19 protein-coding genes and 2 riboswitches are annotated in these 20890 nt (G+C 45.3%); of the genes, 15 read left to right on the top strand and 4 right to left on the bottom strand.

Annotation, left to right across the window (positions count from 1 at the left end):
* Window positions 1-97 precede the first annotated feature (97 nt).
* Window positions 98-1891: a M3 family oligoendopeptidase gene (locus AZ46_RS15635; protein ID WP_029284289.1), complete on the top strand. Its 1794-nt coding sequence runs from the start codon at window positions 98-100 to the stop codon at window positions 1889-1891.
* Window positions 1892-1948: 57 nt separating this feature from the next.
* On the opposite strand, the gene AZ46_RS15630 is transcribed toward AZ46_RS15635, so the two are convergent.
* Window positions 1949-2683, bottom strand: a complete 735-nt coding sequence (locus AZ46_RS15630; protein WP_029284287.1) for an alpha/beta fold hydrolase — start codon at window positions 2681-2683, stop codon at window positions 1949-1951.
* A 116-nt stretch (window positions 2684-2799) separates the two neighbouring features.
* A riboswitch (cyclic di-AMP (ydaO/yuaA leader) is annotated at window positions 2800-2943 on the top strand.
* 161 nt (window positions 2944-3104) lie between these two features.
* On the opposite strand from AZ46_RS15630, the gene AZ46_RS15625 reads away from it, so the two are divergent.
* From AZ46_RS15625 to AZ46_RS15585, 8 genes are all read left to right on the top strand, one after another.
* The gene (locus AZ46_RS15625) at window positions 3105-4352 is read left to right on the top strand and encodes a dicarboxylate/amino acid:cation symporter (protein WP_029284285.1); all 1248 of its coding nucleotides are present in this window, start codon (window positions 3105-3107) and stop codon (window positions 4350-4352) included.
* Between the two features lie 115 nt (window positions 4353-4467).
* Window positions 4468-5826 (top strand): sensor histidine kinase, encoded by a 1359-nt coding sequence (locus AZ46_RS15620; protein WP_029284283.1) that lies wholly within the window; start codon window positions 4468-4470, stop codon window positions 5824-5826.
* Window positions 5823-6500 (top strand): response regulator transcription factor, encoded by a 678-nt coding sequence (locus AZ46_RS15615; protein WP_029284281.1) that lies wholly within the window; start codon window positions 5823-5825, stop codon window positions 6498-6500. Before AZ46_RS15620 ends, AZ46_RS15615 begins: the two co-directional genes overlap by 4 nt.
* A 63-nt stretch (window positions 6501-6563) precedes the next feature.
* Window positions 6564-6890 carry a metal-sensitive transcriptional regulator gene (locus tag AZ46_RS15610; RefSeq protein ID WP_029284279.1) on the top strand — a complete coding sequence of 109 codons (327 nt, stop codon included), beginning with the start codon at window positions 6564-6566 and terminating at the stop codon, window positions 6888-6890.
* Between the two features lie 20 nt (window positions 6891-6910).
* Window positions 6911-7117 carry a copper chaperone CopZ gene (gene copZ, locus AZ46_RS15605; protein WP_029284277.1) on the top strand — a complete coding sequence of 69 codons (207 nt, stop codon included), beginning with the start codon at window positions 6911-6913 and terminating at the stop codon, window positions 7115-7117.
* A gap of 349 nt (window positions 7118-7466) precedes the next feature.
* The gene (locus AZ46_RS15600; RefSeq protein ID WP_029284274.1) at window positions 7467-9884 is read left to right on the top strand and encodes a heavy metal translocating P-type ATPase; all 2418 of its coding nucleotides are present in this window, start codon (window positions 7467-7469) and stop codon (window positions 9882-9884) included.
* 727 nt (window positions 9885-10611) lie between these two features.
* Window positions 10612-10752, top strand: a riboswitch (cyclic di-AMP (ydaO/yuaA leader).
* A 102-nt stretch (window positions 10753-10854) separates the two neighbouring features.
* Window positions 10855-11511, top strand: coding sequence for a potassium channel family protein (locus tag AZ46_RS15590; protein WP_029284270.1), 657 nt, complete (start codon window positions 10855-10857; stop codon window positions 11509-11511).
* Between the two features lie 18 nt (window positions 11512-11529).
* On the top strand, window positions 11530-12846 hold the full coding sequence (locus AZ46_RS15585) for a TrkH family potassium uptake protein (protein WP_029284268.1): 1317 nt from the start codon (window positions 11530-11532) through the stop codon (window positions 12844-12846).
* A 29-nt stretch (window positions 12847-12875) separates the two neighbouring features.
* Here the strand turns inward: AZ46_RS15585 and AZ46_RS15580 are convergent, their stop codons facing one another.
* A complete protein-coding gene (locus AZ46_RS15580; RefSeq protein WP_029284266.1) occupies window positions 12876-13601 on the bottom strand; it encodes a ZIP family metal transporter in 726 nt (241 codons plus the stop codon).
* Window positions 13602-13780: 179 nt separating this feature from the next.
* Here AZ46_RS15580 and AZ46_RS15575 point away from each other — a divergent pair, with 179 nt between their 5' ends.
* Window positions 13781-15373 (top strand): acyl-CoA dehydrogenase family protein, encoded by a 1593-nt coding sequence (locus AZ46_RS15575; RefSeq protein ID WP_051865709.1) that lies wholly within the window; start codon window positions 13781-13783, stop codon window positions 15371-15373.
* A gap of 82 nt (window positions 15374-15455) precedes the next feature.
* On the opposite strand, the gene AZ46_RS15570 is transcribed toward AZ46_RS15575, so the two are convergent.
* The gene (locus AZ46_RS15570) at window positions 15456-16454 is read right to left on the bottom strand and encodes an ABC transporter substrate-binding protein (protein WP_029284262.1); all 999 of its coding nucleotides are present in this window, start codon (window positions 16452-16454) and stop codon (window positions 15456-15458) included.
* 178 nt (window positions 16455-16632) lie between these two features.
* Between AZ46_RS15570 and AZ46_RS15565 the strand changes: the two genes are divergently transcribed.
* Genes AZ46_RS15565 through AZ46_RS15545 form a run of 5 tightly spaced genes read left to right on the top strand, consistent with a single transcriptional unit; the run spans window position 16633 to window position 20551 of the window.
* Complete coding sequence (locus AZ46_RS15565; RefSeq protein ID WP_029284260.1) at window positions 16633-17634, top strand: FecCD family ABC transporter permease; 1002 nt, start codon at window positions 16633-16635, stop codon at window positions 17632-17634.
* Window positions 17631-18686 (top strand): FecCD family ABC transporter permease, encoded by a 1056-nt coding sequence (locus AZ46_RS15560; protein WP_029284259.1) that lies wholly within the window; start codon window positions 17631-17633, stop codon window positions 18684-18686. Before AZ46_RS15565 ends, AZ46_RS15560 begins: the two co-directional genes overlap by 4 nt.
* Before the next feature lie 34 nt (window positions 18687-18720).
* Window positions 18721-19533, top strand: a complete 813-nt coding sequence (locus tag AZ46_RS15555; RefSeq protein WP_029284257.1) for an ABC transporter ATP-binding protein — start codon at window positions 18721-18723, stop codon at window positions 19531-19533.
* Window positions 19530-20273 (top strand): IucA/IucC family C-terminal-domain containing protein, encoded by a 744-nt coding sequence (locus AZ46_RS15550; protein WP_029284255.1) that lies wholly within the window; start codon window positions 19530-19532, stop codon window positions 20271-20273. The genes AZ46_RS15555 and AZ46_RS15550 overlap by 4 nt, the downstream gene beginning before the upstream one ends.
* 14 nt (window positions 20274-20287) lie before the next feature.
* The gene (locus tag AZ46_RS15545) at window positions 20288-20551 is read left to right on the top strand and encodes a YusU family protein (protein WP_029284253.1); all 264 of its coding nucleotides are present in this window, start codon (window positions 20288-20290) and stop codon (window positions 20549-20551) included.
* Between the two features lie 38 nt (window positions 20552-20589).
* Here the strand turns inward: AZ46_RS15545 and AZ46_RS15540 are convergent, their stop codons facing one another.
* Complete coding sequence (locus AZ46_RS15540) at window positions 20590-20808, bottom strand: hypothetical protein (protein ID WP_152554761.1); 219 nt, start codon at window positions 20806-20808, stop codon at window positions 20590-20592.
* Window positions 20809-20890: the final 82 nt, after the last annotated feature.

Raw genomic sequence — 20890 nt, 5'->3', positions numbered from 1 at the left:
GAAAAGAGTAAGAATTATACAAAAATTCAAACGGATGTTATATAATAGACCTGTCAGTTTATTTAGTGCAGCGAAATACTTAATAGGGGGTAGAATTATGAAAGCCGCTACATATGCAGAAACATGGGATTTGGATGTGTTTTTCGAAGGGGGCAGCAAGTCTGAAAGTTTTAAGCGCCACTTAGAAGAGCTTGAAAAGGACGTTCCATTATTTAAGGCCGAGGCAGATCAGCTGGATGTGCCAAGCTCAAAAGAGGATCACGTTTACCTTAATGAAATCCTTGATTCATTTCAGGGGATTGCAAAAAGAATTAGACAGGCGGGTGCATTTGTCGGCTGCCTGCAGGCCCAGGATACAGAGGACAAAAACGCTGCTGTTCTGAGAGGGAAAGTAACGCAGCTCAGCTCTCACTTTCAGAATGCACTCGCAAGCCTTGATCAAAAGCTTGTAAAAGTGGAGGATAGAATCTGGGAAGAGCTTATTCTGACGGAAAGTCTGGCTGACCTCAGCTATGTGCTAACTGAACGCAGAAACAAAGCGAAGAATAAACTGCCGATGGAGCAGGAAACGCTGATCAATGCTCTTTCTGTTGATGGATATCATGCGTGGGGACAGTTTTATGACACGCTCGTCTCAACGGTGAAAATTCCATTCAGAGAAAATGGAGAAGTAAAAGAACTTTCCGTTGGCCAGGCGGCCAATAAATTCTCAAGCGGGGACCGTGAAGTACGCAAGGCTGTTTTTGAAGAGTGGGAAAAAGCATGGGGAAGCAAAGCTGATTTATTTGCACAAACGCTGAATCATCTTGCGGGCTTCAGGCTGAATGTCTACGAAAAGCGCGGCTGGAACGACGTGCTCAGCGAGCCCCTTGAAATCAACCGGATGAAGCGGGAGACGCTTGATGTCATGTGGAAAGTTATCTCTGAAAACAAGCAGTCTCTAGTGAAGTATTTAAAAAGAAAAGCAGAGCTTCTCGGGGTGGAGAAACTCAGCTGGTATGATCTTGATGCGCCGATCGGCGGCAAAGAGTCGAAGGTTTCCTACCAGGAGGGAGCTGAGTTTATTCTAGATCAGTTCTCAAACTTCGGAGAGGAGCTTACCTCTTTTACGAAAAAAGCCTTTGAGGACCGCTGGATCGAAGCGGAAGACAGACAGGGAAAGGCGCCGGGCGGATTTTGCACAAGCTTTCCTGAGAGCGACCAGTCCCGCATCTTTATGACGTTCTCAGGCACGCCTTCAAACATTGCGACTCTTGCCCATGAGCTTGGCCATGCGTTTCACCAGCATGCAATGGCAGGCGTTCATCCGCTGAACCGCAGCTATGCGATGAATGTGGCGGAAACGGCTTCGACATTTGCCGAGATGATTGTGGCGGATGCTTCAGTGAAAAAAGCAAAAACGGAAGAAGAGCGCCTTGCCCTGCTTGAAGATAAAGTACAGCGCAGTGTGGCGCTTCTGATGAACATACATGGCCGTTTTATTTTCGAAAATGCGTTTTATGAAGAGCGCAAAAAAGGAATGGTGAGTGCCGAGAGAATCAGCGAGCTGATGGAAGACGCTCAGAAAGAAGCCTATTGTGATTCATTAGGCGAGTATCACCCGCACTTCTGGGCATCAAAGCTCCACTTTCATATTACGGGCGTTCCATTCTATAACTTCCCGTATACATTCGGTTACTTGTTCTCGCTTGGAATCTATGCAAAAGCGCTTGAGGAAGGAGCTGCTTTTGAGCAGAAATACATTGCCTTGCTTAAAGATACAGGCTCGATGCAGGTTGAAGATCTTGCCATGAAGCATCTTGGCGCTGATCTGACAAAAGAGGATTTCTGGAAAGACGCAGTGGCTCTTATAGTTCAGGATGCAGAGGAGTTTCTTGAGGCAGTAAAATAATTATAAGATACTGCACCCTTAAGCTATTTGAAGGGGTGCAGTTTTTTTGTTTAAAACTTATTGATTCATGATGATCCATCTGTCGATTGTATTAACAATAAGGTCCTGCTGAATATAAACGTTGATGTCCGCTTCATTATCGCCTTTTTGATTGCCGTAAATGCCGAACTGCGCATGATTTCCGCCTTTAATTTGATAGAAAAATGTATCCTCTGAAAGCAGGTGTTTTTTCTCCCTGATATCATCAAGAGTGGCCAAACCGTCTTTCTCTCCGTAAATTGTCAAAATCGGAAAATCAGTCCCGGAAAAATCACTGGAATCTGTGGGATAGGCAGCCATAAGGAACAGTCCTTTTATTGTATCCTGGTGGTCATAGGCATAGATCGATGCTGAAGCTCCCCCAAGTGAGTGCCCTCCCAGATACCATTTTGTGATTTCCGGATTGTCTTTAATTACATTCCCGGCTTTATTGATGCCGGCAATCGCCAGGTTAAAAGGCATTTTGACAATCGCCGCTGTATATCCCCGCTGAGCAAGCTGCTCGGCAAGATAGGCGTAAGCTTCAGGCTCGACCTTTGCTCCGGGATAAAAAATAATGCCCGTATTTGTCTTCTGATTCACCGGTTCAAAAAGCAAATAGCCGTCTGCTGTGTTTTCCTTTTGAATATTGGTCGAGTTGTAAAGGTCTTCAGTTGCTTTATATGTCTGCTGTGACCATATGAAAAAGCCTGCAAACGCAAGTACAAGTACTGCCACGGCTATCAGAAAAAAATTTTTGATCCATCTTTTCATGGGAAAACTCCTTAATTTATCGCGATTTCTGCTAAATTTTATGCTTAAATCCAACTAAAGGCAAATTTTGATGTTTGCCAAAAGACAAACTATTATTTAGAATAGTAGTATAACTTAATAAATATACGCTTAATCCTTAACAGGAGCGGGGGACCCGAGTAAGTGCGCATGCACTGGGGGTGAATCCTTGTAGTTTTGAGGTAGGACAGCTCTTCGTCCGAATCCGACAGCTAACCTCGCTTGCGCTGGAGAGACTCAACTGTGAAAAGTCATAATTATTCAAATTGACGAATGCAAACCATGGGTTCCTCCTGTGGTTTTTTTGTATTTTTCAAAAAACTCTCACAATCATGTTTCTCCATCCCGTTAAACTGGGAATAAATAACTAGCTTTTTATTATTCTATTTTACGGAGGTTGTCTATGAAACTAGCAACGAAAATCATCATTGGTCTCATTCTGGGTGCAATTGTAGGATTAATCCTCAATATTACCGCCCCGGATTTATTTAAGCAGCTGGATACATTCCTGTTTACGCCGCTTGGAAAAATCTTCTTGAACTTAATTAACATGCTTGTTGTGCCGATTGTCTTCTTCTCTATTACTCTTGGGGTAGCCGGGCTCGGTGATCCGAAGAAGCTTGGGAGAATCGGTGTTAAAACTGTAACATTCTTTCTTGGAACAACCGCACTCGCCATTGTCATCGGACTGGTTCTTGCCCTTACGATTCAGCCGGGGAACTTCGGGGAATTTGATACATCTTCTGCAGAGTACGAAGCGAAGGAAGCCCCTTCTGTAGCGGAAACACTGCTGAACATGATTCCAACAAACCCTGTTAAGGCTTTTGCTGACGGCAATATGCTTCAGATTATCGTTTTCTCAATCTTTGTAGGTCTTGGTATTACATTCCTTGGTAAAAAGGCAAGTGCTTTGCTGAGATTTGTTGAGCAGGGCAATGACTTAATGATGTACCTTGTCAATCTTGTAATGAAATTCGCTCCATACGGCACATTTGGTTTAATCGCAGCAGCAGTCGGCAGCCAGGGACTCGATGCTCTGAAGGCAATGGGTCTCTACATGGGAGTCGTTATTCTTGCCCTTGTGATTCATGCCGTTGTCACATATGGATCGGCCATCTTCTTCCTTGCAAAACAAAGTCCGGTGGCATTTTTCAAAAACTTCTCGCCGGCAATGGCAGTTGCCTTCAGTACGTCAAGCAGTAATGCAACACTTCCTGTATCTATGGAAACAGCCCAAAAACGCCTGAAAGTTCCTGAGCCGATCTCAAGCTTCGTTCAACCGCTTGGCGCAACAATCAACATGGATGGAACAGCAATCATGCAAGGTGTAGCGACAATCTTTATTGCGCAGGTTTACGGTATCGACCTTACAATCACTCAAATGATTACGGTCGTTCTGACAGCTGTTCTTGCATCAATCGGTACTGCCGGTGTGCCGGGAGTAGGACTAATCCTGCTTGCCATGGTACTGAACTCTGTCGGTCTTCCAGTAGCGGGTATCGCCTTGATCATCGGTATTGACCGTCTTCTTGATATGGCGCGTACAGCCGTTAACATCACTGGAGATGCAGCATGTGCTGTTATTGTTGCTGAAACGGAAAAGAAACATGGAGAATATAAGATTCCTGAAATTGATGAGAAAATGGTTTAATACAGAAAGCGGCCTTTGGGGCCGCTTTTTGTGTATGCTTTTTTAGCCCGCTTGCACAAATTATGCATATTTTTCTGGTATGGTAAAAGAAATAAGAATAATAAGGGGATTCACCGTGAACAAGCTTGCCATTAAAATTGGATTATTGTTTTTTATCATTATCTTAATAGTAGAGACCTGTCTTTTTCTCTTTTTATACAGAAATCTTGTAAATACACGTGTAGAAGAAGAGCTGACTGCCCTGCAAATCAGGGGGGACAGCCATCGTGATGTCCTTGAGAAACACGGGGATGAAACAACAATGGAGCATGTGGTTCTCATGGAATCTGAGGCTGATACGGACGTTTTGCTGACAGCAGCGGATAAAACCGTTCTCTATGGATCTGCTGATCTCAATTCTGATATGGAAAAGGCATTAATGGAACCTTCGGCATCGGGGGAAGACTGGAAAAACAGTCCTTATATATGGACGGCAAGCCCCGTCCGCGACGGGGAAAAGGTAAAAGGATATGTCTATATGTTTAAAGGGACAGATTCCATCCAATCCATGATCTCAAGGCTGAACGACCATTTCCTTTTTATCGGCACTGTTTCTGTGCTGCTGACGATTATAGCCGTTTTCTTTTTATCAAGAATTGTGACAAAGCCCCTGCTCAAGATGAAAGAGGCAACGGAGCGGTTAAGTGCAGGGGATTTTACGGTTAAGCTGCAAATGCACAGAAACGATGAGCTTGGCGAGCTTGGTGCCTCCATTCAAAAGCTGGCAAGTGATCTTGAGCACCTGAAACAGGAAAGAAACGAATTTTTGGCAAGCATTGCTCATGAATTGCGTACCCCCCTCACGTATATTAAGGGATATGCTGATGTGGCAAAAAGACCGGAGCTTCACCCTGCTGAGCGATCGAACTATTTGACAATATTAAGCGAGCAAACATCCAGCCTGTCAAGATTAGTGGAGGATCTGTTCGAACTGGCAAGAATGGATCAGCTGTCCTTTCACATTGAGAAAGAGAAAACGGAGATACGGTCATTCCTCCGAAAAACAGTTGAACAGGTTCAGGCCGTTCTGGCAGACAAAAAAATGGAGGTTGTAGAGGACTTTCCGGAAGATGAGGTCTATCTTTTTATTGACCTGGCAAGGTTTGAGCAAGTTACTTTGAATATTTTAGACAATGCCATCCGCTATTCGGAGGAGAATTCAGCCATTACAGTCAAAGTCCGGGAAGAGCAGCATTCCGTGAAGATTGCCTTTTCTGATGAGGGGATCGGGATACCTGAGAAAGACCTGCCGCATGTCTTTGACAGGCTCTACAGAGTAGACAAGTCGAGGTCGCGCCACAGCGGAGGGACAGGTCTTGGTTTGGCCATCGTAAAAGAAATTGTGGAGGCTGCGGGAGGCACAGTCCGTGCAGAGAGCAGTCTTGGAAAAGGAACTTCTATTATCATTGAGTTTCAAAAGGAGTCAAAAGCATGAAAAAAATACTTTTGATAGATGATGAACAGCTGATGCTTAATCTGCTGGAGCTTTATCTTGTGCCTGCAGGCTATTCCTGCGTGAAAAGCACCGACGGCAATGAAGCGGCAGACTTGATCGCAAGTGAAAACCCTGCTCTGGTGATTTTAGATATCATGATGCCGGATAAAAGCGGTTTTGAGATCTGCAGGGAGATCAGGCTGTTTTCAGATATTCCGATTATTATGGTCACCGCCCGGGATCATAAGGCGGATATTGTAAAAGGACTCAGGGCCGGTGCGGATGACTATCTGACGAAACCGTTTGATGAATCCGAATTGCTTGCAAGAATTGAAGCCATTCTAAGAAGAACGCGAAACAACCCTGCAATTGAATTCAGGGGATTAAAGTGGGATGAAAATAAGCAGGAAGCTGTTTACCGAGAGAAAACAATTCCTTTTACCCCAAAAGAATTTCGACTGGTCGGTCTTTTTCTGCAAAACCGGAACAGGGTGTTTGACCGGGACCACCTGATTACGGCAGTATGGGGATATGAGGCAGATACAGACGGCAGAACGGTCGATTCTCACGTGAGACATATCCGGGACAAACTTAGAAAAACAGGCTTTCCGGTTGAAGAACACCTTCAAACGGTATGGGGTGCAGGCTACAAGTGGACAGACGAAAAAAAATAGGCGGTTTTTTCCTTTACATAGGGTAGGGGGGTATGGTAAATTTAAATCAAGGAGGTGCATGACATGGTTGATCACGTAAATGAACCTGAAAGCTGTCATGTTCCAGGAACAGACCGAAAGAGCCATCATTCGGAAACAACTAAAAAGAATTTAGTGACACGGCTGAACAGAATAGAAGGCCAGATTCGGGGAGTAAAAGGGCTGATTGATAAGGATACCTATTGTGATGATGTTCTGACTCAAATAGCTGCTGTACAATCTGCCCTGAATTCCGTCAGCAAAATTCTTCTTGAAGGCCACATGAAAAGCTGTCTGGTCGAACGCATCCAGGATGGTGATCTTGAAGTCATCGATGAAGTACTTGTAACTGTTAAACGTCTAATGAAATAAAACAAAAGGGGAGATACAATATGGAAAACGCAACATTGAATGTACAGGGAATGTCATGCAACCATTGTGTGAAAGCAGTAGAAGGCGGCGTGGGTGAACTGAACGGTGTCACATCAGTAAAAGTCAATCTTAACGAAGGCACAGTAGCTGTCGAGTACAACCCGGAAAAAGTGAACCTGGCTGCCATCAAAGAAGCTATTGATGATCAGGGGTATGAGGTGGAATAAAACGAAAAGCGGAATCGCCTTGGTCAGCTCCGAAGGGCAGAAAAGGATCCGCCGGAAAAAGCCGGGTTTGCTTTTTTTGGCGGAGCCGTTCTGGCCGAGGAGTTAGGCGATGGAGCTGGACAACACGAAAAGCGGAGCCGACCGTTTAGGGCCGATCGGCGGATAAGAAATCACACGAAAAGGCCGAGTTTGCCTTTTTGGGGGATTTTGTTCCGACTGAGGACCTGGGAGGTGCAGCTGGACAATGCGAAATCGGAACTGCCTTTATCAAACCAAAGAAACCGTGCTAAACCGCACGTTTTCTTTTTCAAAAATATATACCCCTATGTGGTATATGGAGGGACTCGAAATGAGCAATCTCAAAGAAACCAATTTTCAAATAACCGGAATGACGTGTGCAGCCTGTTCAAACAGAATTGAAAGAGGCCTGAATAAGCTTGAGGGAGTTGAGCAGGCAACAGTGAACCTCGCTCTCGAGAAAGCTTCCGTCACATTCGATCAGGGAAAAACGAACAGCGCAGCCATTCATCAAAAGGTAGAGGATCTGGGATACGGAGTCAGTCTTGAAAAAGCTGAATTCAGTATTAGCGGAATGACGTGTGCAGCTTGTTCGGCAAGAATTGAAAAAGGACTGAACAAGCTCGAAGGCGTATCAAAAGCAACCGTTAACTTAGCTCTTGAAACAGGTTCGGTTGAATACAGCCCTTCTGTTATTACACATCAGGATATGATCAAGCGGATTGAAAAACTGGGGTATGGAGCAAGTGTCAAAGCAGAGAAGGGCCATGAAGATACAGCAGACCGCAAGCAAAAAGAGATTGGGAAGCAGCAGAGAAAATTTATATTATCGGCCATCCTTTCAATTCCCCTGCTCTGGTCAATGGTCGGTCATTTCTCCTTCACCTCATGGATGTATGTGCCGGAACTGTTTATGAATCCCTGGTTTCAGCTGATTCTCGCAACTCCGGTTCAATTTATAATTGGAGGCCAGTTTTACATTGGCGCCTACAAAGCACTTAAAAATAAGAGTGCCAACATGGACGTTCTTGTTGCACTTGGAACATCAGCTGCCTATTTCTACAGTCTCTATTTGACAATAGAGTCCATCGGGCATGCCGGTCATATGCCGGAGCTGTATTTTGAAACGAGTGCTGTGCTGATTACCTTGATTCTGCTCGGAAAGCTGTTTGAGGTTAAAGCAAAAGGAAGATCGTCAGAAGCCATAAAAAAACTGATGGGACTTCAGGCAAAAACAGCAAGGGTGATCAGGAACGGCACCGAACTTGAGGTGCCTCTTGAAGAAGTTGCAGCAGGAGACACCGTGTTAATTAAACCGGGAGAAAAAGTGCCGGTTGATGGTGAAATTATAGAGGGGATCTCAGCATTTGATGAATCCATGCTGACAGGTGAAAGCATTCCTGCCGATAAATCACCTGGTGATCAAGTCTATGGAGCAACCATTAATAAAAATGGCTTCGTTAAGGTGAAAGCAACGAAAGTCGGCAAGGATTCAGCGCTTGCACAAATCATTAAAGTGGTTGAGCAGGCACAAACGTCAAAAGCGCCGATTCAGCGTCTAGCCGATCAAATTTCAGGCATATTCGTTCCGATCGTTGTCGGGATTGCCGTTCTAACGTTCCTGATTTGGATCTTATGGGTTGACCAGGGAAACTTTGCAGGAGCGCTTGAAAAAATGATTGCGGTGCTTGTCATCGCATGTCCATGTGCTCTGGGCCTTGCTACGCCTACCTCCATCATGGCAGGTTCCGGGCGCGCTGCTGAAGCGGGTATTCTTTTTAAAGGCGGAGAACACCTGGAGACGGCACACCTTGTGGATACGGTTGTTTTAGATAAAACCGGTACTGTGACAAAAGGGGAACCGGAATTAACGGATGTGATTCTCTATGGTGACCGCGATGAAGAGGCTATTCTTAAGCTGATTGCTGCAGCAGAAAATCAGTCTGAACATCCTCTCGCTCAGGCTATTGTCGCAGGAGCAAAAGAGAAGGGTGTCGAGCTCGCAGAAGCAAGCCAGTTTGAGGCTGTACCTGGTTTTGGTATTAAAGCTGAGGCAGCAGGCCATGAAGTGCTGATTGGCACCATCCGCCTGATGGAAAAATACGGAGTTGACCCGCAAGAAGCTCTTTCAGAAAAAGAACGCCTTGAAGCTGACGGGAAAACGGCTATGCTTGCAGCGATTGACGGAGAATTGGCGGGCTTGATTGCTGTAGCGGATACGATTAAAGAGACATCTAAAGCAGCGGTTGAACGGTTAAAACAGATGGGACTCGACGTCATCATGATGACCGGCGACAACGAACGGACAGCACAGGCTATCGCAAAAGCTGCGGGCATTGATCATGTCATTGCTGAAGTGCTTCCTGAAGGAAAAGCAGAAGAAGTGATAAACCTTCAGAAGGCCGGGAAAAAAGTGGCGATGGTTGGGGACGGCATTAACGATGCTCCCGCCCTTGCCGCTGCAGACACAGGCATGGCAATCGGCACAGGAACGGACATCGCCATGGAAGCGGCAGATATTACGCTGATGAGAGGCGACTTGAACAGCATTGCAGATGCCATCTACATGAGCAAGCTGACCATCCGCAACATTAAGCAGAATCTCTTTTGGGCTTTTGGGTACAATACGCTCGGCATTCCAATTGCAGCGGCAGGTCTGCTTGCACCATGGCTTGCCGGAGCAGCCATGGCCTTCAGTTCCGTATCAGTTGTACTGAATGCCTTGAGATTGCAGCGTGCAAAATTATAAAGAGATCGAAACCAGGTCTGCTGCGGCGGCCTGGTTTTTTTGATGCAGTGATTGCCTGCTGTAAATGATGGGGATCCGGCTCTGAATTGGCCTCGGATTGTTAGATGCTTGTTTTGGATTGTTAGACCCGGTATTTCGCTTATTAGCAAGGCAGTTTGGACTGTTAGACTCTGACTTTGGATCGTTAGCCGGACTGGAGCCCTCTGAGATGACCTCTTTTTCCAGCGGAACGCTGAACTCGGTCACAAGGTTTCTAGAAAAGAGGTATTCTGGCCTTTTATTCGCTGTATGATTGTTGATTTTACGGAGATTTGATTCTAAAACTGAGCTGGATCGTTAGCCAGGCAGAAGCCCTCTTTAGAAGCCTTCTTTTTCTAGGGAAAACGAAGTTATACTGTGGGAACCGCCTGCAGAGAGAGTTGGATGTAAAATGGATGAAGTTGGCAGTAAAAGTTCAAAAGTCGGTAGATAAAACACGGGAGTCGGCAGAAAAAAGGCAAAAGTCGGCGGTAACGAGTCATGTCCCTCCTGCGGTTCAGATATCAGCATCAAAGTTCACTAGTACAATACACGAGAAACCCTAAAATTTACAGCCAGAGTCAGCAAAACATATATGTAAGCGCTTAACTAAACGATTTACACGTAAAATTAAAGCTTTTTGCCCGAATATGCCTCTTTACTGTCCATTCCAACAGGAGTAAGATACTCTCATAACTCACATTCATATGTTCTTAAATCGCTGAATCCATTAGGAGCGGGGGACCCAAATTTGCTGCAGACTGCAGCTCGGGGTGAATCCTTTACAGGTAGGGCTACTCTCATGGCCCGAATCCGACAGCTAACTTCGCAAGCGTTCTTGAGAGAGGATAAATGAAACATATTGCAGTCTGAAAAAACAGGCGCAGTGGTTCATGGAACCTCTGTGTCTTTTTTGTGTGCAAAATTAATGGATTGAAAGAAGGAAAATCAGGTGAGAAAGCAGTTTGCGGTTTTTGGGCTTGGACGTTTCGGAGGAAGTCTTGTAAAGGAATTTCATGAAATGGGAATTGAAGTGCTGGCAGTTGATAAAGATGATGAAAAGGTGCAGTACTATTCTCAATATGCCACTCTTGCTGTGCAGGCAAATGCGATTGATGAAGCAACACTAAAGCAGCTGGGGGTCCGGAATGTGGATCATGCCTTTGTTTCTTTTGGAGATGATATTGAAGGGAGCATCCTGACTACTCTGCTTTTGAAAGAAATGAAGATTCCGCAGGTCTGGGCAAAAGCCCAAAATGACTATCATCATAAAGTTTTAGACAAAATAGGAGCAGACAAAGTGATTCATCCCGAGCGCGATATGGCAAAGCGGATCGCGCATTATATCTTTTCTGAAAAAATGGTTGATTACATTGAACTTTCAAAGGATTACAGTATGGCGGAGCTTTTGGCGACCTCCAAAATCCACAGGAAAACGCTTATTGATCTGGATATCAGATCAAGATACGGCTGCAACATTGTAGGGATTCAGCGGGAGGAAGAAATCATTGTTTCCCCGCCTGCAGAAGAATTCATTAAAAGCGGTGATATTCTGCTTGTCATCGGACGCAATAAAGACATTTCAAGGTTTGAGGAGGAGGGGATGTAGGTGTTCAGCAGAAAAAGAATGCAGAGGTTAACACGATTAAATCCTTCTCAGCTGCTTGTCGTCGTTTTTGCAGCCGGCATTGTGCTTGGAACGGTTCTTCTGAAATTGCCATTCGCTACGCATGAGTCTGTCAGATGGCTTGACGCCCTATTTATTGCAGCATCTGCCATGACGGTTACAGGTCTTGCTACGGTTGATCCGGGAAGCACATTTACTACATTCGGGCAGACCATTATCGCTCTCCTTATTCAGCTTGGCGGACTTGGTATTATGTCTTTTGCCATCCTGATTTATATGGTCCTTGGCAGGAAGATTGGGATAAAAGAACGTCTTGTGATGCAGCATGCGCTTAACCAAACATCTCTTGGCGGAGTGGTCAATCTTGTCAAACACTTGTTTTTGTTTTCCATCTTGATTGAATTTGTTGCCATGGTCTTTTTATCGATCCGCTGGGTTCCAGAATTTGGCTGGTCCAAAGGTCTTTTCTACAGCTTTTTTCACTCCATATCAGCTTTTAATAATGCCGGATTTGCCCTGTGGCCGGATAATATTATCCGCTATGTAAATGATCCTTTGGTCAATATCGTTATTTCCTCCCTGTTTATCATCGGGGGGATTGGGTTTACCGTACTCCTGGATATATGGAAAAAACGGAAGTTCAGCAAATTTTCTCTTCATACAAGAATCATGCTGATCGGCACGCTCGTTTTAAATGTGTTTGCCATGTTTTTTATCTTCTTCGTGGAGTACAGCAATCCGGAAACACTCGGGAATCTGTCTTCAGGAAGCAAGCTGCTTGCCTCCTATTTCCAGGCGGTTTCTCCGAGAACAGCAGGTTTTAACACACTCGATATGGCGAGCCTTGATGAAGCGACTCTTTTTCTGATGATCATTCTCATGTTTATCGGGGGCGGCAGTGCATCGACTGCGGGCGGGATTAAATTGACGACAGCGATCATTATTGTCTTTGCGACCATTACCTTCCTGCGCGGAAAAGAAGATTTGACAATCGGGAGAAGAAGCATCCATCCGAGGTTTATTCTTAAGGCGCTGGCTATTGCGATGGTAAGCTTGATGTTTGTACTGACAGCAATCTTTATTATGACCCTGTCAGAAAAAGCCTCATTTATAGAAATCCTCTTTGAAGTCGTTTCCGCCTTTGGAACGGTTGGGTTATCGATGGGGATCACCGGCAGCCTGTCGGATCTTGGGAAAGAAGTAATCATCATCATTATGTTTATTGGAAAAGTTGGGCCTCTTACACTTCTGTTCTCATTGGCGAAACCAAAGAAAGAAAAAATCAAATATCCAAATGAAGACATCTTAACAGGATGAGAAAAGGGCTCCGCAAAAGCGGGGCCCTTTTACAAGTTAGATAAGATTAATGAAGCCAGTACACCAATGGAAGCAATAAAGCCTACTACCGGGCCGCCCTCTTCAAACGCTTCAGGCATCATGGTCGAAGCAACCATAGCGATAATTCCCCCTGCGGCAAAGGCGCCTATTCCTGCTATAACGGCAGGGCCTGCCTGCTGAAGGAGGGTGTATCCAAGAAACGAACTTAAAGAGGACAGCACAAGAACGATGAGCCACATGAGAAGGATTTTCTTTTTTGAATACCCGTCCTTGCGCAGTCCCACAGAGCTTGAAAGTCCCTCCGGGAAATTGCTGATAAAAACAGCTGTGACCATCAGGAAACTGACGGCATTTTCCTGAAGAAGGCTGACTCCGATAATGACGGACTCGGGTATGGCATCGATGACCGTGCCGATAAAAATTGAGACTCCCGAATGATTCTCGGGATTTTTGTCTGAGCGTTTTCTGTCGCTGCCCCCTTTTTTCGTAATCAGCAGTTCACTGATGGTAAAGGTCAGCGAACCAATGATAAATCCCGCTGATGCGGTCATCAGGCCGCCATCATCTACAGATTCCCTCAAAAGTTCAAAGGAAGCTGCCCCTATTAAAACACCTGTACCAAACGACATTATCCACCCAAGAATTCTCCTTGGGATTTCCTTATAAATGCCAAGCAATGCGCCCAGCAAAATAGAGGAACCAGCAAAAGCTCCCCAAAGTGCGGCCTGAAGCATTTGTCTGACTCCCTCCTGCCCCGAATTTTCTATCTATAGCTTTCCAAAGATTGTTAAAAGAATACGAAGAAACATATGTAAAAGATTTGAATTTTCAGTAAAATAAGAAGTGAACGCATTTACTGAAACGGGGTGCACAATCATTGGAAGCAAATCTGCTGTTTAACTTGAAAAAGTATATGGATCATGAACTGTATGAATATACAATTACCCGTCTTTCTTCTTTTTATAAACGCTGCTACGGGGAATTTGACAGGCGTGCCGCACACACAGACAGGGAGGGACAGCCGAAGCTGATCCGCTATGATAAATACGGAAACGATGCGTCTGAAATATGGCTGAATGAGGGCTATAAAAAGACGATTGAAGAAACGTACGGGACCGGAATTGTCGGGTACCTGCATAAGCCGGTGCCTGAGCTTGGCAGAAAAGCAACCTATCATTACTCGTATGCTCTCGGATATGTGCTGTCACAGGTGGAATCAGGTTTTTACTGTCCGGTCACACTGACGATGGCGACGGCTTACCTTGTCGATGAATACGCAGATGATGAAGTAAAAGCAAAGTTTTTGCCACATCTTATTTCAACAGGCGACACAGAGCTGTATGAAGGAGCGACTTTTTTAACAGAACGGCAGGGAGGCTCAGATGTAGGCGCTAATGAGACTAAGGCAGTAAAAACAAATGACGGTTACAGGCTTTATGGGGAAAAGTATTTTGCAAGCAATGCCGGTGCCTGCGGGGCTGCCGCTGTATTGGCAAGAATGGAGGGTGCCCCTCAGGGAACGAAAGGGCTGTCTCTCTTTCTTGTACCTTGGAGAAAAGACGACGGAACGCTGAATCACCTGTCAGTCAGGCGTTTAAAGGACAAGCTCGGTGTCCGTGCTGTCCCTTCTGCTGAAGTTGAACTGACGGGCGCACAAGCTTACTTGATTGGAGATCCTTCTAAAGGGTTTTACTATATGATGGAAGCGCTTAATTTATCAAGAATCTGCAACGCGATTGCATCCGCAGGCATTATGAGAAGAGCTTATGTAGAAGCAAAGTCCTACGCCGATAAACGTGAAGCATTCGGCAAGAAGCTAACAGAGTCCCCGATGATTAAAGAAACACTTGTCAAAATGGCCGTCAAGCAGGAGGTTCAGACAAGTGCCTGCTTTGAAATGATCGAGCTGTTTGAAAAATCGGCAAGAGAAAAAACTGCAACAGAAGAGGAGAAAGCCCTGACAAGGCTGTTTATCGCCTTGTTAAAGGCAAGAACGGCTGAAGAAGCGATTCACTTTTCGCATGAAGCCATAGAAATGCACGGCGGAAACGGGTATATAGAGGACTTTGTCACACCAAGGCTGCTGAGAGATTCGCAGGTGCTGACGGTATGGGAGGGGACAGCCAATATATTGGGGCTTGAGGTTCTTCGGCTGATCAGAAAGTTTTCCGTTCATGAATCGTTTACCGGATGGATTCTTTCCCATTCTGCAAACAGTCCTGAAGTCATGAAGGGAGTGAAGGAACTCGGGGAGCTCCTTTCTTATTTGAAAAATCAGGATGATGACGCCTGGCAGCTGCATGCAAAAAAACTGTCCTCACTCATGTGTGATCTTTTGCTTACGGTCATTGCCAAGAAGGATGCAGAGTCCGGAGACGCGAGGAAAAGTGCTGTTGCAGAAATCTGGAATGACCTTTGCTGGAACCGCTCAGTTAAAGATGAAAAGATGCTTGCACTGAAATATTATGAGTTGATTACTGAAACGAGAGAATCTGTCATTCAATAGAAGAAACGAAAAAACGTCCACCGAATGGGAGGACGTTTTTTCGTTTAAAAGGGTCTATTTAAAGATAAGTGGGAGACAATGATTAGTTTTCAAGAACCAGCTTTTCAATATCATCAAGAACAAGATTCGCTGATTTTACTCCGCCTGATGTATTCCAGATTGCATCGCTCACCTGGTATGCTTTGCCTTCCTTAACAGCATTCAGGTTTTTCCAAAGCGGGTCATTTGTCCATTCTTCTACTTGTTTGTCTGCATCAGCTTTTGATTCAGCCGGGTCATAAGTGAAGTAGAAGAGTAGATCTCCGTCCATTTCAGGAATTAATTCTTTTGTTACCTCACGTGCGAACAGGTCCTTTGGGTTATCAGAGAATACTTTTTCCAGGTTCGCAGGCTTAGTGAATCCAAGCTGCTCAAGAATGACACCTGAGAATGAGTCTTTATTGTAAATGCGGGTAGCGCCAGCCATGAAACGGACAACAGATACGTCCTGATTCAGCTTTTCTCCGCCTTTTTCTTTCAGTTCAGCAACGCGTGCATCGTAGTCGGCAAGAACTTTTTTTCCTTCTTCCTCGCGGTCAAGAGCTTTTGCGTAGAATTTGAAGTTTTCCTGCCATTGTCCTTTCAGCGTTTCTGAAAAAACAGTCGGTGCGATTTTGCTTAGTTTTTCATACTGATCTTCCTGGCGCAGCTTGTTTCCGATAATTAAATCAGGCTTAAGCGCTGCGATTGCTTCCACATTAAGAGCACTTTCGTCTCCTACTACTTCAACGTCTTTCATGTCACCGGCAATATGCTCATACCAAGGGTCGCCAATCCATGATTTAACGGCTCCCACTGGAGTTACTCCAAGTGCAAGCAATGCTTCAGTTCCTTCATTTGTAAGGATGACCACTTTTTCAGGCTTGCCCTTTACTTCTGTCGTGCCCATTGCGTGTTCAACTGTATAAGTTTCGCCTTCTTTATCTTTGCTGCCGGTATCGGCTGCCTCTTCTTTTTCGCCATTGCCGCATGCTGTAAGCATTACTGCAGATAAAACGATTGCAATCAGTGCCAGCCATGCTTTTTGATATGTAGCTTGCATATGTTTCGTACCCCCGTATTGTATTTGATAATGATTTTCATTTACAAGTTAAATATTAATTTTTCTGATTTCCGTTGTCAACATTTAATTGAAAATGATTTTCAAAATCATTTGATTTTGTTACAATAACGGTAGAAAAAAATAATCCTGGGATGGTTTAACTTCAAGAGGTATAAATATGTTATTACAATCTAATTTAATGAAATCGGGAGGACTTGTTCTTGGAGTCATCCTTCTTATTGCAAGTGCATGTGCCAGTGTTGTGCTCGGTTATACACAAACTTCCTGGCAGACCGCGATTGCTGCTTTTACAGGCTTTGATGGATCAAATGAACATATTATTATTCAGAATGTGCGCCTTCCGAGAGCCTTGGTTGCTGCGGTTGTTGGAGCAAGTCTTGCTGTTGCAGGGGCACTTATGCAGGCCCTTACAAAAAATCCGCTCGCATCTCCAGGCGTTTTCGGGATCAATGCAGGAGCTGGCTTTTTTGTAGTCATTGCCGTGTCCGTATTCGGCGTGACGTCTCTCCAGGCATTCACATGGATTTCGTTTGCCGGAGCTGCAGCTGCAGCGTTTACAGTCTACTTTGCAGGCTCCTTCGGGCGTGAAGGTCTTACTCCGATGAAGCTCACACTTGCGGGTGCTGCAATGGCCGCCTTATTTTCTTCTTTAACTCAGGGATTTCTTGTCAGCAATGAGGCTGCCCTTGATCAGGTGCTGTTCTGGCTTGCAGGTTCTGTTCAGGGAAGGAAGCTCGAGCTGCTCTACAGTGTGCTGCCTTATACAGCCGCCGCTTTTTTCATCTGCGTTTTTCTTGCGTCAAAAATTAACCTTCTCATGATGGGGGAAGATGTGGCAAAAGGTCTCGGACAGAAGACAGGGACGGTTAAACTGGTCACAGCTGCCGTTATTATTCTGCTTGCAGGCGGTGCAGTGGCCATTGCAGGACCTGTCGGATTTGTCGGAATCGTGATTCCTCATATAGCGCGTTACTTGGTTGGAAATGATCACCGCTGGATCTTGCCGTATTGCGCTGTACTTGGTGCAGTCCTGCTGCTGATAGCGGATATAGGAGCCAGATTTGCAGCGATGCCTGAAGAGGTTCCGGTTGGAGTGATGACGGCTCTTGTCGGAACGCCGTTTTTCATCTACATCGCACGCAGGGGGTTCCAAAAATGAAAAGCTACCAATCTTTCAGAATCGGCAAAGGATTTATCTCGTTTCTTATTGATAAGAAGGCACTAGCTGTTTTTTTAATCCTTCTTGCCGTTACGTCTTTTACGTTTTTGTTCAGTACGGGGATGGGGGATATGCGGATTGGACCTCTGCAGGTGCTGAAGACGCTAGCGGGCTACGGCACGGAAATGGATGAGCTCGTCATAAACTCGTTCAGGCTGCCGCGGATTCTAATTGCGCTGATGGTCGGCATATCTCTCGCCATAGCAGGGGGAATTCTGCAGGGCATTATCCGCAATCCGCTCGCATCCCCTGATATTATCGGGATTACAGGCGGAGCATCTGTCGCGATAGTCCTTTTCCTGGTGCTTTTCAGTGATAAAAACAATTCACTGACAGTTCCAATTCAGTGGATGCCTGTCGCTGCTTTTATCGGGGCAACCGTTATTGCTTTGCTTGTTTATCTTTTATCCTGGAGAGGCGGTTCATCCTCGATTAGACTGGTTCTGGTCGGAATTGGCCTTTCAATGCTTGCTCAGTCACTTACAACCCTGCTGCTGATCAAAGGTCCGATATACAGGGCAGCGCAGGCTAATATATGGATTACCGGGACGGTGTACTCTGCAACGTGGGAACAGGTGAAAGTGATGGTGCCTGTTACCATAGTGCTTGTGATCATCAGCTTTATTTTTGTCCGGAACGTCAACATTCAGGAGCTTGGGGATGAGCTTGCAGCCGGTGTCGGCAGCTCAGTGCAGAAAAACCGGTTCATTCTTCTGCTGATTGCAACAGCACTTACAGGAAGCGCAGTTGCATTTGCCGGAGGCATTGGTTTTGTGGGGCTGATCGCGCCGCATATTGCAAGAAGGCTTGTCGGATCTTCCTTTGGAGCACTCCTTCCTGTATCAGCTCTGATAGGTGCTGTTCTTGTAATGGCTGCAGATCTCATCGGAAGAACACTGTTCGCCCCTCTTGAAATTCCTGCAGGCGTTTTTACCGCAGCAATCGGGGCTCCGTACTTTATTTATCTGCTTTACAGAAGCAGAAACAATTAAACCCATTCTTATGCGAAAGGGAGCTGAGGCTACTATGACAGCTATTCAAACGAAGTCGCTCACATTATCATACGGGGATACAACGATCATCAATGAACTTGACCTCACGATTCCAAAAGGAGAAATCTCCGTCTTTATCGGCAGCAATGGCTGCGGAAAATCGACTCTTCTCCGTTCCATTGCGAGACTGCTCAAACCTGAAAAAGGGGCTGTTCTTCTTGAGGGAGAGGCGATTGCAAAGCTTCCTACAAAAGAAGTGGCCAAAAAGCTTGCGATTTTGCCTCAGGGTCCGGCTGCTCCTGAAGGTCTGACGGTTCTTCAGCTTGTGAAGCAGGGACGCTATCCTTATCAGAACTGGCTGAAACAGTGGACAGAGAAGGATGAGAAAGCCGTGATGGATGCACTTGCATCTACGGGAATGCTGGAATTTGCCGAACGTCCGGTTGATTCTCTTTCAGGCGGCCAGCGTCAGCGCGCCTGGATTGCGATGACGCTTGCTCAGGACACAGACATTATTCTGCTCGATGAGCCAACGACCTATCTTGATATGACCCATCAGATTGAGATCCTTGATCTGCTGTTTGAGCTGAATGAAAAAGAAAAAAGAACGATTGTCATGGTGCTTCATGATCTCAACCTTGCCTGCCGCTACGCTCATCATATTGTGGCGATCAAAGATAAGAAAATCTATGCAGAAGGCCGTCCGGAGCATGTGATTAACTGCAATCTTGTAAAGGATGTTTTCCAGATGAACTGCGAAGTCACAATGGATCCGCTTTTCGGCACACCGCTGTGCATTCCCCACGGAAGAGGACGCTGCATCATTAAAGAGGCTGCTATTTCATGACGGTTTTTCTGAGTGAAGAGGAGCTTCAGGACCTGTCCAGGTTTCGGCTCGGGTCAGATAGAAGCGGATCGGATCTGTCTGTTGAATCAGCCGGTTTATTTGAACCTGCAGCTCTCCTTGCTTATTTAGATGCAGTTAAGCATAAAATCCATTCTGACAGATTAAATGTGACAGGGTCCCTGTTTGTGAAAAGATATGCCTTTCTTGCAGCACTTACGCTTTACTCAATGACCGTCTTTGAGAAAGGTCTGAATACAGATCCCGAAAATATGAGCCTGGAATCTGATGATGAAGACCCGTTGTGGCTGCCTTCTTTTTATTTCCGGAAGCTTGAGTGCTCTGTGCCGGGAGAGAATAGGGATGAGTGGAGGGACGAGGTTCTCCGCAGCCTTTTCAAAAACCATCTGAGCAGGCTTGTCCTGACTGTATCAAAAGAAGCAAAGATTTCTAAAATGATTCTTTGGGAAAACATCGGCCTTTATATTGTCTGGATGTATGAAACCCTCCTTGCAAACAAACCTGAGTGTGTTACGATAGAACAAATACAGGAAGATTATGAGTATGTGGTAAGGAAGGCGGATGGCTCTCTGTTTGGCGAAGGATTGAGAAACCCGTTTCAATCGTTATTTAGAGAACAGCATTCAGATGGAGCGAGAATCAGACAGACCTGCTGCCTGTATTATTTAACATCTGAAAAGAGAGACCGGTGCAGCACATGCCCGAAACATTGCCTTACATAATGGAGGGATTTTTTGTGCAGAACGAGTTGAATGCTCCGCTTGACGGATTACTTGAAAAGTATACAGAGCTGCTCCTTGGTGAAGCAACTCCTGAGCTGAAGGAAAAAGTGAAAATGTGGGTGCTCTATTCACACATTGCAAAATCAATGCCGCCGCTGGTCAAGCATTGGAACGAAACATATCCGGAAGAGAAGGAAATGGTGAAAGAACTGATTTCTGAAATTAAACAGCTGAATGAACAGCACCGCATGTCCCAGACGAATAAAAAACGCACGTAATCTCAGAGATACTCCAGGAACTCTGGGATTTTTTATTTTTAAGGCTGTCCCGATTCTTTTTTTGAAAAGACATATAGAACTGGTACACAAAGAAAAAAAGGAATGACTGAACCTGTAACCGTTTTCACTCCTCCTGCCTGATCGTACACCGTTTTTTGCCACTGAAGCCAGGTAATGTCGAATACATAGCCGCATGCATACAGAATGCCGACTAAAGAAAAATAGATGATTAAAGCGGAAGGAATACTTCTCATCAACCTAACAACCTCCATATTTTCCCTGTTTCTGTCATTATAAGATATAGTTTAAAAGAGTAAAAGAATTTTATGGAAATCATAT

It is taken from the genome of Metabacillus indicus LMG 22858 (assembly GCF_000708755.2).
Classification (GTDB): domain Bacteria; phylum Bacillota; class Bacilli; order Bacillales; family Bacillaceae; genus Bacillus_P; species Bacillus_P indicus.
This window is presented reverse-complemented; position numbering and strand designations above follow the sequence as displayed.

Bases quoted from the DNA above. Each gene is read 5' to 3' on its own strand.
- AZ46_RS15635 (WP_029284289.1), top strand. From the start codon at position 98: ATGAAAGCCGCTACATATGCAGAAACATGGGATTTGGATGTGTTTTTC.
- AZ46_RS15630 (WP_029284287.1), bottom strand. From the start codon at position 2,683: ATGAAAAGATGGATCAAAAATTTTTTTCTGATAGCCGTGGCAGTACTT.
- AZ46_RS15625 (WP_029284285.1), top strand. From the start codon at position 3,105: ATGAAACTAGCAACGAAAATCATCATTGGTCTCATTCTGGGTGCAATT.
- AZ46_RS15615 (WP_029284281.1), top strand. From the start codon at position 5,823: ATGAAAAAAATACTTTTGATAGATGATGAACAGCTGATGCTTAATCTG.
- AZ46_RS15610 (WP_029284279.1), top strand. From the start codon at position 6,564: ATGGTTGATCACGTAAATGAACCTGAAAGCTGTCATGTTCCAGGAACA.
- copZ (WP_029284277.1), top strand. From the start codon at position 6,911: ATGGAAAACGCAACATTGAATGTACAGGGAATGTCATGCAACCATTGT.
- AZ46_RS15600 (WP_029284274.1), top strand. From the start codon at position 7,467: ATGAGCAATCTCAAAGAAACCAATTTTCAAATAACCGGAATGACGTGT.
- AZ46_RS15585 (WP_029284268.1), top strand. From the start codon at position 11,530: ATGCAGAGGTTAACACGATTAAATCCTTCTCAGCTGCTTGTCGTCGTT.
- AZ46_RS15580 (WP_029284266.1), bottom strand. From the start codon at position 13,601: ATGCTTCAGGCCGCACTTTGGGGAGCTTTTGCTGGTTCCTCTATTTTG.
- AZ46_RS15575 (WP_051865709.1), top strand. From the start codon at position 13,781: ATGGATCATGAACTGTATGAATATACAATTACCCGTCTTTCTTCTTTT.
- AZ46_RS15570 (WP_029284262.1), bottom strand. From the start codon at position 16,454: ATGCAAGCTACATATCAAAAAGCATGGCTGGCACTGATTGCAATCGTT.
- AZ46_RS15565 (WP_029284260.1), top strand. From the start codon at position 16,633: ATGTTATTACAATCTAATTTAATGAAATCGGGAGGACTTGTTCTTGGA.
- AZ46_RS15560 (WP_029284259.1), top strand. From the start codon at position 17,631: ATGAAAAGCTACCAATCTTTCAGAATCGGCAAAGGATTTATCTCGTTT.
- AZ46_RS15555 (WP_029284257.1), top strand. From the start codon at position 18,721: ATGACAGCTATTCAAACGAAGTCGCTCACATTATCATACGGGGATACA.
- AZ46_RS15550 (WP_029284255.1), top strand. From the start codon at position 19,530: ATGACGGTTTTTCTGAGTGAAGAGGAGCTTCAGGACCTGTCCAGGTTT.